Raw genomic sequence first — 14235 nt, 5'->3', positions numbered from 1 at the left:
TCCGGGACGGAAGAGGGGGCACCCCCTCAAATGCTGTAGTTGTCGGCGATCTCCAGCCGGAGCTGCTCGACCTGCTCGCGGAACACCGCGCCGTCGCGGCCGGCGTTGTTGCGCACGTCGCGGACCACCCGCGCCGGGGTGCCGCCCAGCACGATGATGCGGTCGGCCAGATGCACCGCCTCCTCAAGGTCGTGGGTCACGAACAGGATCGTCTTGCCGGTCTCCCGGTGGATCCGCCGCAGCTCGTCCTGGAGGTTGTTGCGGGTGATGGCGTCGAGCGCGCCGAACGGCTCGTCCATCAGCAGGATGTCGGGATCGACCGCCATCGCGCGGGCAATGCCGACGCGCTGGCGCTGGCCGCCCGACAGCTCGTAGGGCCAGCGGCGGGCGTAGCCGTCGAGACGCACCAGCTTCAGCGCCTCCTCGGCCCGGCGCAGCCGCTCGGCGCGGCTGACCGGCAGCCCCTCCAGCCCGAGCTGGACGTTCTTCACCACCCGGCGCCAGGGCAGCAGCCGGGCGTCCTGGAAGACCAGCCCGACCGGGCGGTGGGCCGGGCGCGGGTCCTGGTGGATGGTGACGCCGCCGGTGCGCGCCTTGTGCAGGCCGGCGACGACGCGCAGCAGGGTCGATTTTCCGACCCCCGACGGCCCGACGATGGCGACGAAGCTGCCGCGCTCCACCGTCAGGTCGACGTCCACCAGCACCGGCGGCGTGTCGGCCCCGTAGCCGATGGAGACGTTCTTGAGGTCGATCACCGCCGCGCCGCTTGATACCGCGCCGTTGGCCGGCGCCCCGTTTACCGTTGCCATGAGAGAACCCGCGACTGCACTTGCATGAACAGGAAGTCCGACACGCCGTAGAGCAGCGCGATGGTCACCATGTAGAGAACGACGATGTGGGTCGCCAGCAGGCCCGACGCCTCCATCATCCGCATGCCGAGGCCCGAGATGCCGAACAGCTCGGCCGCGACGACGGTCATCCAGCCCTGCCCCAGCCCGGCCCGCAGGCCGGACAGGATGCCCGGCAAAGCACCCGGCAGCACGATCTTGAACAGGCGCGGGACGAGCCCGCCCTGGCCGAAGGCGTGGCCCAGCTCGATCAGGTCCTTGTCCACCCCGCGCACGGCGGCGTAGCTGGCGTAGTAGTTGATCCAGAAGACCGTCAGCGCGATCAGGAAGGAGGCCGCCCCCTCGCTGACGCCGAACCAGATGATGGCGAAGGGGATCCAGGCGATGGCCGGGATCGGGCGCAGCATGCGCACGACCCAGGCCTGGAAGGCGTCCCACCGCCCCCACAGCGCCGCCGCCGTCCCGAAGGACACGCCGAGGAACGCCCCCAGCGACAGCCCGACCAGATAGTGCGACAGGCTGGCCAGCACCATCGCCTGCCAGGTCCCGCTGCGGAACTCGGAGAGGAAGGCGGCGGGGACGGCGCTGGGCGACGGGATCAGGCGGGCGGGGACGATGCCGCTCTGCGCCACCGCCTCCCACAGCAGGAGGAAGGCGACGACGCCGAGCGCCGACAGGGCGAGTGAGGTGCGGGTCTTCATCGAACGTCTTGCTGTTGTGCTTACTTGGCCACGGCGGCGTCATAGAAGCGGAAATCGAAGGCTTCCGCCACCGGAATGACGCCCTCGGCCGAGCCGATCTCCTTGGCGTAGTTCATCATCTTCTCGACCGCCGGAACCACGCCGTGCGGATCGGCGACGAACTTGGAGCCCGGCCCCCGGAAGGCGGCCTCCAGCGTCGCCGGCTCCAGCAGGCCCTTGCCGAGATACTCGTTGACGACCTTCGCGGAGCCGGCCGGATCCTTGGCGATCTGATCGACGGCGCGCAGATGCGCCTTGACCAGGGCGCCGATGGCCTCGGGGTTCTTCTTCAGCACCTCGCCGCGCGCCGACACCACGGTGCCGGGCTGGTCCGGGAACATCTGGGCGCCGGTCGCCAGCAGCACGACGTTCCGGTCCATCTGCTGGGTGACGGTGACCGTCGGCTCGCGGATGGTCGCGGCGTCGAGCGCGCCGGCCAGCAGCGCCTGCTGGGTCTTCTCGATTCCCATCGGCACCAGCTCGACGTCGGCGGGATCGACCTTCACGACCTTGAACAGCCAGTGCTTCAGCACCGTGTCGGGGACCGAGCCCGGCGGCTGGGTGCCGATCTTGGCCTTGCGGCCGGTGTCGGCGGCGAACTTCTTGAAGGACTCGGCGGTCGGGGTGGCGCCCACCGACTTGGCGAAGGGACCGCGCGCGGCGACGACCATCTCCTCGACCGCCGAGTTGGCGATGACCGAGACATCGACGCCCTTGGTGCGGGCGACCAGCACCGGGGCGACGCCGGCGTAGAGCAGGTCGATCTGGCCGGCGGCCAGCGCCTGGATGGCGTGCGGCCCGGATTCGAAGCGGGTCAGCTTCAGGGCGATGCCGGCATCCTTGGCCCAGCCCTGGCCGTCGATGAGGAACAGCGGGGCGGCGGCGAGGATCGGGATGTAACCGATTTCGAGCTTCACCGGATCGGCGGCGCGCACGGCGCCGGGCGCGAGGGTCGAGAGGGACGCGAAAGCGGCCATCGCGGCGATGGCGGCACGGCGGGTCAAGCTGGGCATCGGATCTTCCTCGAAAGGGTTCTGCTGCTGTTTAGCACGAAAACCGGATGAAGGAAGATCGATTTCAACAGAAGGATCGAAGGGAATTGGAGATTTAACGAGATTTACAAGTTGTTTCTGTGTGCATCCACTTCGGCACGCCCGTAAGCCCCTCTCCCTGAGGGAGAGGAGTTGGGGTGAGGGGGCGAGCAAATCTTCCGCCTGCGGCGGAACACCCCTCATCCCAACCCTTCTCCCGCAAGGGGAGAAGGGCTTATCATTTGAACGGGCTCGGTCGCCTCAGATCACGTAGGTCAACTCCTTGCCGGTCCGCAGGCTGGCCTTGCCCAGCGTCTCGTCGACGTAGTCGAGGAGATGGGCGAGCGCCTCGCTGCGGCTCAGAGCGGCGGTGTCGATCACCAGTTCCGGCTGCTCGGGCGCCTCGTAGGGCGCCGAGACGCCGGTGAACTCGGCGATCTCGCCGGCCCGCGCCTTCTTGTAGAGGCCCTTCGGGTCGCGCTCCTCGCAGGTCGCCAGATCGGCGGCGACATGCACCTCGTGGAAGCGGTCGCCGCCGATCACCCGCGCCCGCGCCCGGTCGTCGCGCAGCGGCGAGATCAGCGAGGCGATGACCACCATCCCGGCGTCGGCGAACAGCTTGGCCGTCTCGGCGACGCGGCGGATGTTCTCGGCCCGGTCGTCGGGCGAGAAGCCCAGGCCGGCGTTCAGCCCGTTGCGGACGTTGTCGCCGTCCAGCACGAAGGTCTGCCAGCCGCGGTCGAACAGCGCGCGCTCCAACGCCATGGCCAGCGTCGACTTGCCGGCGCCCGACAGGCCGGTCAGCCACAGGATGCCGCCCCTGTGGCCGTTGGCCGCCGAACGCTCCTCGGCCGAGACGGTGTGCGACACCTCGGTGATGTTGGCCGTCGCCGAATCCTCGGCCTCGACCACGAGGCAGCCGCCGACGACATCGTGGCCGTCGAGCAGCACGCCGCGCCCGGTGCGCGGCAGCTCCGCCGCCAGATCCACCGCGATCGGCGAGCGGGAGCGCAGCACGACCTCCGCCACCTCGTTGCGGTGCACCGCCTTGCCGGGGGTGCTGGTCAGATCCTCGACGTTGATGACCGCCGTCACCTGCTCCACCGTCACCCGGTGCTCGGCGGTGGCGATCTTCAGCGTGTAGGTGCGGCCGACCTGCATCGGCTCCGACACCAGCCAGAACAGGCGGACGCTCAGCCGGTGGGTCAGGACCGGGGCGGAATCCTCATGGTAGGCGACGTGGCCGCGCTCGGCGAAGATGCGCTTGTCGAGCGTGACGCCGATGCTCTGCCCGGCCTGGGCCGACAGCACGGTCTCCGGATGGTTCCACGCCTCGATGCTGACCACCTTGGCGCTGGCCCCGGTCGGGGCGAAGCGCAGCGTGTCGCCGACGCGCAGCCTCCCGCTCTCGACGCGGCCGGCCAGGATGCGGCGGTCGTCGGGCTTGTAGACATCCTGCAAGGGGAAGCGCAGCGGCTGGTCGGGCGAGGTCTGCTGCGGCCGGAAGGAGTCGAGCTGCTCGATCACCGTGGGCCCCAGGTACCAGCGCGCCTGCTCCGTGTTGCGGGCGACGATGTTGTCGCCGTTGCGGGCGGAGATCGGGATCACCGCCTTGGGGAACAGGCCGAGTTCCGCCAGATACTCCTTGATCTCGTGGGCGACGGTCTCGTAGCGGGCCTGCGAGAATTCCACCCGGTCCATCTTGTTGATGACCACCGCGACCTGACGGACGCCCAGCAGATGCAGCAGGTAGGCGTGGCGGCGCGACTGCTCCAGGGCGCCCTCGCCGGCGTCGATCACCAGCAGCGCGGCGTCGGCCTGGGACGCGCCGGTCACCATGTTCTTGAGGAACTCGGTGTGGCCGGGCGCGTCGATGATGACGTAGGGGCGCTGCGCCGTCTTGAAGTGGATCTGGGTGGTGTCGATGGTGATGCCCTGGTCGCGCTCGGCCTGGAGGGCGTCCATCACGAAGGCCCATTCGAAGGGCATGCCGCGCTTGCGGCTCATCTCCTGGACCTGCTCGACCTTGCCGTCGGGCAGGCTGCCGGTGTCGTTCAGCAGGCGGCCGATCAGCGTGGACTTGCCATGGTCGACATGGCCGACGATGACGATGCGGAGTTGAGAATGCGGCATTACATGTACCCCACGCTGCGCAGGCGCTCGAAGCTGTCTTCGGATTCGTTGTCCATGGCGCGGCCGGCGCGTTCCGGCACGCGGGTCACCTGGAGCTCGGCGATGATCTCGTCGATGGTCGCGGCGGTCGAATCCACCGGGAAGGTGATGTTCTTCTCGCCGAGCGAGCGGTAGCGCTTGCCGTCGCGGGCGAAGTACAGCGGGACGATGGGAATCCCCTCGCGCTGCGAGTAGCGCCAGATGTCCAGCTCGGTCCAGGCCAGCAGCGGATGGATGCGGACATGGACGCCCTCGGGGAAGCGCGTCTTGTAATGGTCCCAGAACTCCGCCGGCTGGTCCTTGACGTCCCAGTCGCCCTCCAGCGAGCGCGGCGAGAAGACGCGCTCCTTGGCGCGGGTCGCCTGCTCGTCGCGGCGGATGCCGACCATGACGCCCTGGTAGGCGTCGTTGCGCAGCAGGTTCTTCAGCCCTTCCGTCTTGCGCGCGGCGGCGCGGGTCAGCGGCGGAAGGGTCTGGTCCATCTCCTCTTCCGGCGGGCACTGCTCGACGACGAGGTTCAGGTCCCACTCCTTGGCGATGCGGTCGCGGAACTCGTAGACCTCCGGCAGTTCCATGGCGGTGTCGAGCTGCACCACGGGGAACGGAATGCGGCCGAAGAACGCCTTGCGGCAGAGCCAGAGCAGCGCGTTGCTGTCCTTGCCGATCGACCACAGCAGGGCGAGCTTGTCGATGCGGTTGTAGGCCTCGCGGAGGATGTAGATGCTCTGGTTCTCAAGCTGGTCGAGATCGGCGCTCATCGGGCGGTTCCAATCATGCTCATGTGTATGCCGCATTCGGTTTTGGCGCTGCCGGCCCAACGGCCGGAACGCGGGTCGGCGCCGGGCGCCACGCGCTCGGTGCAGGTGTAACAGCCGATGGACAGGAACCCGTCGGCCTCCAGCGGGTGGCGCGGCAGGTCGCGCCGGATGAACTCCTCCTCCAGCCGCGCCTTGTCCCAGGCGGCGAGGGGGTTGATCTTGACACGGTTTCCTTCCGCCTCGAACAGCGGCAACGCGGCGCGGGTGGCAGCCTGGAAGCGCTTGCGCCCGGTCACCCAGGCGTCCAGGCCCGCCAGCGCGCGGTCCAGCGGCACCGTTTTGCGCAGGTGGCAGCAGGCGTCGTAATCCTTGGCGAACAGCATCCCCTGCGGGTCGCCGGCCGCGAGATCGTCGGCCGTCGGACCGACCTCGCGCACGTCGGTCAGGCCCAGCGCTTCCACAAGCTGGTCGCGGTAGCGCAGCGTCTCGCCAAACAGCTTGCCGGTGTTGACGAAGACGACCGGAAAGTCCGGCTTCGCCTCGGCGGCCAGCGCCAGCAGCACGGCGGATTCGGTGCCGAAGGACGACACGAGCGCGACGCGCCCGTCGAACGCCCCATGGACCGCCGCCAGCAACGGCGCGCCTTCGAGCGTTCCATACAAGGCGGTCAATTCCTCGACCCGCGCCACCGCATCCATCGTCGTCGAACCTTCCGGCATGGCTTTTGTCTACTCAATAAGTAGAATTGGCTCTGTGATTTGCACATTATCACCCGTCCGGTTCGGGTGCAACGCAAATACATTATCTACTTGTTTAATAGGAATGTACCCTTTGTGTGAAATGTGTTGAATGTCCCGTCGGGCGTGGGCTAAATACCGCCATGCTTATTTTCCCCGCAATTCCCGGTGTGGTTTGGCACGCCCTCCATCGCGCCGGCGGCGTCGGCGGCCGGCGATGATCCCGCTGGTCCTCGACCCGGCGCGCGCGCCGATGGCGCTGGCCGGCAACGGCCCGCTGGCGGTGCGCCGCCTGACCCAGCTGCGCGAGGGCGGTGCCGATCCGACGGTCTATTCACCGGAACCGGACGGGGAATTCGCGGCGCTGGCCGGGGAGCGTCTGGTGCGCGCCCTGCCCGGCCCCGACGAACTCGACGCGGTGCGCGTGCTGTTCGTCGCCGGGCTGGATCCGGCGGTCGAAACGGAGCTGGCCGAACGGGCGCGGGCGCGGCGGATCCTGGTGAACGTCGAGGACGTCGTTCCCCTGTGCGATTTCCACTCCCCCTCCGTGGTCCGGCGCGGCGACCTGCTGCTGAGCGTCTCGACCGGCGGGCGCAGCCCGACCCTGGCGAGGCTGCTGCGCGAGCGGCTGGAGGCGCTGTTCCCGGAGGTGTGGGCCGAGCGCCTGCGGACCATCTCCGACCTGCGCGACGGGATGCGCAAGGCGGGCGCCTCGATGTCCGCCATCGCCACCGCGACCAAGGAGCGGATCGCCCGAGAGGGATGGCTGCCATGATCGGCGTCCACGGCCTCGCCCTGCCGGACTTCGCGCCGGGCAGCGTCTGGCTGGCCGGCGCCGGCCCCGGCGACCCCGGCCTGCTGACCCTGCTGGCCGCCAAGGCGCTGGGCGAGGCCGACGCGATCATCCACGACGCGCTGGTCGATCCGGCCATCCTCGCGCTGGCCAACCCGGCGGCGCGGATGATCGACCTCGGCAAGCGGGCCGGCCGGCCCTCCCCGACGCAGGACGCGATCAACGCCACGCTGGTCGAGCTGGCCGGCGAGGGGCTGCGGGTGCTGCGGCTGAAGGGCGGCGACCCCTTCGTCTTCGGACGCGGCGGCGAGGAGTGTCTGGCGCTGGCCGCGGCGGGCGTCCCCTTCCGCGTCGTGCCCGGCATCACCGCCGGGATCGGCGGGCTCGCCTACGCCGGCATTCCGGTGACGCACCGCGGCATGGCGACGACCGCCACCTTCGTGACGGGGCACGACAGGTCGGGAGCACTGCCGGAGTCGCTCGACTTCGCCGTGCTGGCCAAGCTGCCGGGAGCGCTGGTGTTCTACATGGCGCTCGGCACGCTGGACGAGATCGCCCGCCGCCTGATCGCCGCCGGCAAGCCGCCGATGACGCCGGTCGCCATCGTGTCGAGCGCCTCGACCGAAGCCCAGTCGGTGATCGAGACCAATCTTGCCCGTTGCGGCGAGGACCTCGTCCGGCTACAGCCCAAACGGCCGGCCATCGTCGCCATCGGCGAGGTGGTTCGGCTGCGCGGCTGGATGCACGGGTTCCAGCAGACGGCCACGGCGACCGCGCCGGCCGCCGTCCTGACCGCCTGAATTCGAGAACAGCCTGAGTTTAGAGAAGCGAGGAGAGCCAGATGCCGTCGCAAGATGGATCGTTGAAAGCCATCACCGCCAACCGTCTGCGCGATGGCGTCGTCGTGTTCCTGGGTCCGGACTGGAACGCCGGGGGCGAGGTGGCCACGGCCTGGGTCGAATCCTTCGCCGACGCGGCCCTGTTCCCCGCCGCCAAGGCCGAGACGGCGCTCGCCGCCGCCAAGCCACGGGCCGAGCGCGAGCAGTTCGGCGTCGACATCTACGCCTTCGACGTCGAGACGGAGAACGGCGTCCCGGTGCCGGTCAAGATGCGCGAGCGCATCCGCGCGCTCGGCCCCTCCGTCCGTCTCGATCTCGGCAAGCAGGCCGCGGCCTGACCGCCCCTGCAAGCCAGCGCTTACCCCGGCCTTGGGAACAGTGACATGAACCACATCGCGCCCGGCGCCCGCGCCGGGATCTACCATTACGACGAGATCGACCGCCGCTTCGTCGGCGAACGCGTCGAGCAGTTCCGCAAACAGGTCGAGCGCCGCCTGGCCGGCGAGCTGACGGAGGAGGAGTTCAAGCCGATCCGGCTGATGAACGGCCTCTATCTCCAGCTCCACGCCTACATGCTGCGCATCGCCGTGCCCTACGGCGTCATGACCTCGGTGCAGCTCCGCAAGCTGGCCTCGATCGGCCGCCGGTACGACCGGGGCTACGGCCACTTCACCACGCGCCAGAACCTGCAATACAACTGGATCAAGCTGGAGGACACCCCGGCCATCCTGCACGAGCTGGCCGAGGTCGACATGCACGCGTTGCAGACCAGCGGCAACTGCGTGCGCAACGTCACCACCGACCAGTTCGTCGGCGCCGCAGCGGATGAGGTGGTGGATGGCCGCGTCTACGCCGAGATCCTGCGGCAATGGACGACGCTGCACCCCGAATTCACCTATCTGCCGCGCAAGTTCAAGATCGCCATCTCGGGTGCGGCCAGCGACCGCGCCGCCGTGCGCGTCCACGACGTCGGGCTGCTGGCCAAGCGCAACGCGGCGGGCGAGGCCGGCTTCACCTTCTACGTCGGCGGCGGGCTCGGGCGCTCGCCCTTCATCGGCAAGCTGGTGCGCGAGTGGGTGGCCGAGGAGGATTTCGTCGCCTATCTCGAAGCCATCCTGCGCGTCTACAACCAGTATGGCCGGCGCGACAACATCTACAAGGCGCGCATCAAGATCCTCGTCCACGAGCTTGGCCTTGAAAAATTCAAGGCGGAGGTCGAGGAGGAGTTCGCCCGGCTGCGCGGCGCGAAATACCGGCTGGACCCCGAGATCGTCGCCGGGATCCGCGCGCATTTCGCCCCGCCGCCCTTCGAGGAGCTGCCGGCGCGCTCGGACGCGCTGGAACGCGCCAAGGCGGAGAGCCAGGATTTCGCCAACTGGGTCGCGGTGAACGTCGCCGAGCACAAGCAGCCCGGCTACGCCATCGCCACCATCTCGCTGAAGCCGGCGGGCGGCATCCCCGGCGACGCCACCTGCGACCAGATGGACCTCATCGCCGACCTCGCCGAGCGCCACAGCTTCGGCGAGCTGCGCGTCAGCCATGTCCAGAACATCGTGCTGGCCCACGTCAAGCAGGACGAGCTGTTCGAACTGTGGACGCGGCTCGACGCCGCCGGGCTCGGCACCGCCAACGCCGGGCTGATCGGCGACATCATCGCCTGCCCCGGCCTGGATTACTGCGCGCTCGCCAACGCCCGCTCGATCCCGCTGGCGCAGGCTCTGTCGGCCCGCTTCGCCGACCCGATCCGCCAGCGCACCATCGGCGAGCTGGGCATCAAGATCAGCGGCTGCATCAACGCCTGCGGCCATCACCACATCGCCGCCATCGGCATCCTCGGCGTCGACAAGAAGGGCACCGAGTTCTACCAGATCACCGTCGGCGGCGACCCGACCCTGACGGCGGCGATCGGCGACATCCTCGGCCCGGCTGTGACCGAGACCGAGGCGGTGGACGCCGTCGAGGCCATCGTCGAGGTCTATCTGGCCAACCGGACCGGCGAGGACGAGCGCTTCATCGACACCCTCAAGCGCGTCGGCCATGCGCCGTTCAAGGAGAGAATCTATGCCGCTGATTGAGAATGGCCGCATCGGCGAGGACGCCTGGAGCTTCGCCCCCGACGGGGAGCCGGTGCCCAACGACCGCCCGGTCATCATCAGCTTCGAGCGCTGGCAGGCGGAACGCGCGAGCTTCGACGGCCGCAACGCCAAGCTCGGCGTGCGGCTGAAGAGCGGCACCCTGGCCAGGGCCATCGCCCCGGATCTCGACCGCTTCGCGCTGGTCGCCGTGGAGTTCGCGAAATTCCGCGACGGGCGCGGCTTCTCCACCGCGCGCGAGCTGCGGGAGCGCTACGGCTACACCGGCGAGATCCGGGCGGTCGGGCATGTGATTCCCGACCAGTACCAATTCCTGGTCCGCACCGGCTTCACGTCGGTCGAGGCGCCGGAGGACACCAACCCGGAGAGCTGGGCCAACGCGCTGACGGAGATCACCGTCGCCTTCCAGCCCAGCCTGGACGAGACGGATCCGCTGTCCCTGCTGCGCCGGAAGCTGAAGGTGGGGTGATACCCGAGAATGCCCTCTCCCGGAGCGGGAGAGGGCGATATCCTCAATGCGACAGCAGCAGCGGAACCGGGCAGGTCCGCAGGACGTGGCGCGTCCCGCTGCCGCGGTGCAGGAATGGGAAGCCGTAATGCCCGTGGGCGCCCATCACCAGCAGGTCGGCGCCGGTGTCCATGGTGCGGGCCAGCAGCGCATCCATCGCGCCGATGTCGGTCACGGTGAAGTGCGTCTGCTCGGCGCTGATTCCGTGCAGGGCCAGATGATCGAGCAGCCCGACGCGCGGCGTCTCCGCATGGTCGCCCGACGCCTGGGTCAGCACGGTGATCACCGTGATCTCGTCGGCCTTCTCGAGCAGCGGCAGGGAATCGGACAGGGCGCGCGCGGCCTCGCGCTCGGCGTTCCAGGCGACGGCGACGCGCTTGCCGATCACCGGGAAATGGCCGGCGTAGGGGATCACCAGCACCGGCCGGCCAGAATTCAGCACCACCTGCTCGTTCAATTCCTCCGGCGCACCCGACGAGCCGATCTCGCGGTCATACTGCCCGAGCACGGTCAGGTCGGCGAAGCGCGACCAGATGATCATCTCGCGGACCACGTGGTTGTGCTCGCCATGGGTCAGCCCGTGCCACTGCCCCTTCAGGCCGGCGGCGGCCAGCCTTGCGTTGAAGAGCGCCTCGCTCTTCGCGGCGGCTTCGGTCAGATGCTCGCTGGGACGGCGCGCGATGATGCTGGTGGCGTTGCGGTCGCCCTGCGCGAACAGGCCGCGCAGAAAGGCGCCATGCTTGGCCGCCAGCGCGATGGCGGCGTCGAGGCGGGCCTCGACGTGCGGGCTGGAATCCAGATGAACGAGAATGTGCTTGTAAGGCATGGTGTTTCCTCCCGCTGTCTTATGCGGCCCTCCCTGGTTTGAAGGGCCGGCGACGGTTCATGGTGGCATCATGTGTATACCCGGCAAGGCGGTCGATACTGCGGCAAAGCGTCGCGGAAGGCCAGAGCCGCTCCGGCGATGCACCTCCAAATCGCCGTCCCGGCGAATTGGCGCCGGAGCCGCGAAGCGCGTTCAGGGCTCGGCGAGGATCCGCCGCAACGGGCTGTCGCCCACCGGCCAGACGCCACGGTCGGCCGCCCTGGCGCCGTCGAAGACCAGCCAGCTCTGCCGCCCGTAATGCGGCAGCGGGCGCAGCAGCGCCTGCAAGGCCGCCGCGTCCGCGCCGGACACCACCAGCAGCGGGGCGCCCCCGGCCGGGCGGGCGGTCCACACCCGCGCGCTTCCCCGGCCGGCCAGCGACTCCGGAACCGGCGGCAGACCGCGCCCGGCCAGCGCCGCCGCGACGGCCTCGTCGGTGCCGACCAGCAGCGCGGGCGATCCGGCACCGGCGTTTCCGGCCTTCCCGTCCACCAGACGGTCGGCCAGGGCCTTGGCCGCCGTCGCCGCCTCCCCGGTCGCCGCGACGATCACGGCGGTTCCGGGATCGAGCGTCACATCGCGCAGGATCGGCGGCGCCTCCCCCGCGCCGAGACGGCGGAACAGGGCGAAGTCGGGATCGACCGTCACCGCCAGCGGACGGGCGGCGGTGCGCAGGGTCGCCGAAGCCTCGCGGCCATCCAGGCGCAGGTGGTGGCGCTCGGTGCCGGCCGGGGTCTCGACGGCCACCGGAACCGAGAGGGCGTAGGGCCGGTCGGCCTCCTGCCGCAGCGTCAGCCTGACGGCGTTCCCCTCCGCCCGCGCGTCGGCCAGGGTCAGGGCCGGGGCGCCGCGCCGGTCGAGCCACTGGGCGAAGAAGCCGCCGAGGTCGCGCTTGGCCGCCGTCTCGAAGGCGCGGCGCAGATCGGTCCAGCCCGCCTCCTGGAAGGCGTGGGCGCTCCAGAAGCCGCGCAGGCCGGCGTCGAAGGCGTCGGCGCCAACCTCGGCGCGCAGCATGTGGAACAGCATCGCCGCCTTGCCGTAGCCGACGATCTGCGAGGCGTCGTGGGTCTTTCCCCGGAAATCGGTCAGCCGGCTGTCGCGCTCGGCCGGCAGGGCCGCGTAGTCGCGCAGCCAGTCCAGCCGCATCGCCCGCCCGGCGGCGGGGTCGCGGTCCTCGGCGGCGGCGTGGTCGGCCAGATAGGTGGTCAGCCCCTCCGCCCAGTTGCCGCCCTCCCCCACCCGGACGCCGTTGCCCCACCAGTTGTGCAGGACCTCGTGGGTCAGCGACTGCCCACGGACGAAGGGCAGCGGCAGCACCGACCGCCCCAGCGCGGTCAGCCCCGGAAAGCCCAGCCCCACCGGCGGCGGCACCGAGACGATGGAGAAGCCGTCGAACGGGTAGGCGCCGATCCGCGCCGCGTAGCCGTCGATGGCCCGCCCCGTCAGGTCGAGGTAATCCCCGGCCAGCGCCTCCTGTCCGGGATGGCCGTAGAGGCGCAGGCGCAGCGCGCCGTGCATCCGCTCCGTCACCGTCCAGGGGCCGGCGAACAGCGAGGGCTCCTCGACGCCGCGGGTTTCCTCGAACACGGCGCGGTAGGTGCCGGCCTCCCGAACTTCCTTCACCAGCCGGCCGGTCGCCACGGCGGCGAAGGGCGCCGGAACGCGGACCGACAGGCGCCAGCTCGGCGGTTCGCCGCCGGTTTCGCCGCCCGTCGAGGGCAGCCAGCCGGACAGGCCGGGCAGGAAGGCGCCCTCGGCCCCGACAGCCGCCCCGATGGAGCGCTCCCTTCCAAAATCCGGCAGCGTGCCACCATAGCGGATTGTCACCTCGCCCGCCCCCTCCGGGACGGTCAGCGTCAGACGGCCGCCGTCGCGCCGTGCCGGCAGCGGCCGGCCGGCGGCGCTGGCCTCGCGCAGGGTCAGTCCAGGGAGCAGGCGGAACTCCCGAACGCCGGGCGGCAGGCTCACGCGGTCGGTCACCTCCAGCGTCCCGGCGGCGGGATCCAGCGTGACGTCGAGGTCGTGATGGACGGCGGGGGTGAGAGCGGTGGCGGCCCAGGCCGGGGCAACGACGCCCAGGATCAGCGCGGCGACCATCGGAACGAGGGGGGCGAGGCGGGGAGTCGGCATGCCCCCGAAGATAGGCGCCCCGCCGCCAGGGCGCCAGGGCGCCAGCACCGGGTCCCTCCGCCGGACGGCGGGTTACGCGCGGTGGCCGAGGACGGCTTGGTAGAGCCGGTGCAACGCCTCGTCGCGGATGCCCAGCTCGTCGAGATGCACGACCGTGTTGGCCAGATACTCGATGTTCGGCCCGCGCGCGCCGCAGCAGCCGGCGATGCGCGCGACCAGCTCGGACGCCTCCAGGCAGCCGCAATATTGCCGGTGCCCCCGGTCGACGACGAAGCAGCAGGCCTCCACCGCCGTCGCCCCCTCCGCCGAGCGCCCGTCGCGCAGGCGGACGCGCAGCATCTTCGGCCGGTAGACGCGGTTGTCCATCTCGCGTTCCCAGAGATAGTCCAGCGCCTCCGGCACCGCCGCCGCCGGGACGCGGAAGACGATGCCCCGGCAGGAGCCGCCACGGTCGAGGCCGAGCACCAGCCCCGGCCGTTCCGGCGTGCCGCGGTAGCGGTGCGAGGCGACGCAGAAGCGGCGGTGGTAGCCGCCCAGCGTCGCGGCGTGGCGCTCGACGAAGGGAATGCCGGGATTCCACATCAGGGAGCCGTAGGCGAAGACCCAGAGATCGGCGCCGGGCGTCACGGCGATGTCGGACGACCAGAGGGGAGAGGACCGGACGGGGGAAGCGGTGTGCGTGTCGGCAGGCATGGTCCGCGCGGCGCAGCCGGCGCGACGG

Annotated in this window: 14 protein-coding genes; 5 read left to right on the top strand and 9 right to left on the bottom strand. The window is 70.2% G+C overall.

Annotated features, from left to right (window positions below; genetic code table 11):
- Nucleotides 1-26: 26 nt before the first annotated feature.
- The 6 genes from JN22_RS26560 to JN22_RS26535 all read right to left on the bottom strand — a co-directional run bounded on the left by JN22_RS26560 (nt 27) and on the right by JN22_RS26535 (nt 6268).
- The gene (locus JN22_RS26560; RefSeq protein WP_085556750.1) at nt 27-809 is read right to left on the bottom strand and encodes an ABC transporter ATP-binding protein; all 783 of its coding nucleotides are present in this window, start codon (nt 807-809) and stop codon (nt 27-29) included.
- On the bottom strand, nt 797-1549 hold the full coding sequence (locus tag JN22_RS26555; protein ID WP_085556749.1) for an ABC transporter permease: 753 nt from the start codon (nt 1547-1549) through the stop codon (nt 797-799). The genes JN22_RS26560 and JN22_RS26555 overlap by 13 nt, the downstream gene beginning before the upstream one ends.
- A gap of 20 nt (nt 1550-1569) precedes the next feature.
- The gene (locus JN22_RS26550) at nt 1570-2601 is read right to left on the bottom strand and encodes an ABC transporter substrate-binding protein (RefSeq protein WP_085556748.1); all 1032 of its coding nucleotides are present in this window, start codon (nt 2599-2601) and stop codon (nt 1570-1572) included.
- A gap of 279 nt (nt 2602-2880) precedes the next feature.
- A complete protein-coding gene (cysC, locus tag JN22_RS26545; protein WP_085556747.1) occupies nt 2881-4752 on the bottom strand; it encodes an adenylyl-sulfate kinase in 1872 nt (623 codons plus the stop codon).
- The gene (gene cysD / locus JN22_RS26540; protein ID WP_085556746.1) at nt 4752-5549 is read right to left on the bottom strand and encodes a sulfate adenylyltransferase subunit CysD; all 798 of its coding nucleotides are present in this window, start codon (nt 5547-5549) and stop codon (nt 4752-4754) included. The genes cysC and cysD overlap by 1 nt, the downstream gene beginning before the upstream one ends.
- Complete coding sequence (locus tag JN22_RS26535; RefSeq protein WP_396021983.1) at nt 5546-6268, bottom strand: phosphoadenylyl-sulfate reductase; 723 nt, start codon at nt 6266-6268, stop codon at nt 5546-5548. The genes cysD and JN22_RS26535 overlap by 4 nt, the downstream gene beginning before the upstream one ends.
- A gap of 235 nt (nt 6269-6503) precedes the next feature.
- Between JN22_RS26535 and JN22_RS26530 the strand changes: the two genes are divergently transcribed.
- Genes JN22_RS26530 through JN22_RS26510 form a run of 5 tightly spaced genes read left to right on the top strand, consistent with a single transcriptional unit; the run spans nt 6504 to nt 10480 of the window.
- The gene (locus JN22_RS26530) at nt 6504-7061 is read left to right on the top strand and encodes a precorrin-2 dehydrogenase/sirohydrochlorin ferrochelatase family protein (RefSeq protein WP_085556744.1); all 558 of its coding nucleotides are present in this window, start codon (nt 6504-6506) and stop codon (nt 7059-7061) included.
- Nucleotides 7058-7879, top strand: coding sequence for a uroporphyrinogen-III C-methyltransferase (gene cobA / locus JN22_RS26525; protein WP_143268441.1), 822 nt, complete (start codon nt 7058-7060; stop codon nt 7877-7879). The genes JN22_RS26530 and cobA overlap by 4 nt, the downstream gene beginning before the upstream one ends.
- Before the next feature lie 41 nt (nt 7880-7920).
- The gene (locus JN22_RS26520) at nt 7921-8256 is read left to right on the top strand and encodes a DUF2849 domain-containing protein (RefSeq protein WP_085556742.1); all 336 of its coding nucleotides are present in this window, start codon (nt 7921-7923) and stop codon (nt 8254-8256) included.
- Nucleotides 8257-8301: 45 nt separating this feature from the next.
- On the top strand, nt 8302-9993 hold the full coding sequence (locus JN22_RS26515; RefSeq protein WP_085556741.1) for a nitrite/sulfite reductase: 1692 nt from the start codon (nt 8302-8304) through the stop codon (nt 9991-9993).
- The gene (locus JN22_RS26510; RefSeq protein ID WP_085556740.1) at nt 9980-10480 is read left to right on the top strand and encodes a DUF934 domain-containing protein; all 501 of its coding nucleotides are present in this window, start codon (nt 9980-9982) and stop codon (nt 10478-10480) included. The genes JN22_RS26515 and JN22_RS26510 overlap by 14 nt, the downstream gene beginning before the upstream one ends.
- A gap of 43 nt (nt 10481-10523) precedes the next feature.
- Here the strand turns inward: JN22_RS26510 and JN22_RS26505 are convergent, their stop codons facing one another.
- The 3 genes from JN22_RS26505 to JN22_RS26495 form a co-directional block, all read right to left on the bottom strand.
- Entirely contained in the window at nt 10524-11345 is an 822-nt protein-coding gene (locus JN22_RS26505; RefSeq protein WP_085556739.1) for a universal stress protein, read from the bottom strand.
- A gap of 192 nt (nt 11346-11537) precedes the next feature.
- A complete protein-coding gene (locus JN22_RS26500; protein ID WP_085557357.1) occupies nt 11538-13514 on the bottom strand; it encodes a M1 family metallopeptidase in 1977 nt (658 codons plus the stop codon).
- 72 nt (nt 13515-13586) lie between these two features.
- Nucleotides 13587-14207 (bottom strand): gamma-glutamylcyclotransferase, encoded by a 621-nt coding sequence (locus JN22_RS26495; RefSeq protein ID WP_085557356.1) that lies wholly within the window; start codon nt 14205-14207, stop codon nt 13587-13589.
- Nucleotides 14208-14235 lie beyond the last annotated feature (28 nt).

The organism is Azospirillum agricola (assembly GCF_020005195.1).
GTDB lineage: Bacteria > Pseudomonadota > Alphaproteobacteria > Azospirillales > Azospirillaceae > Azospirillum > Azospirillum agricola.
This window is presented reverse-complemented; position numbering and strand designations above follow the sequence as displayed.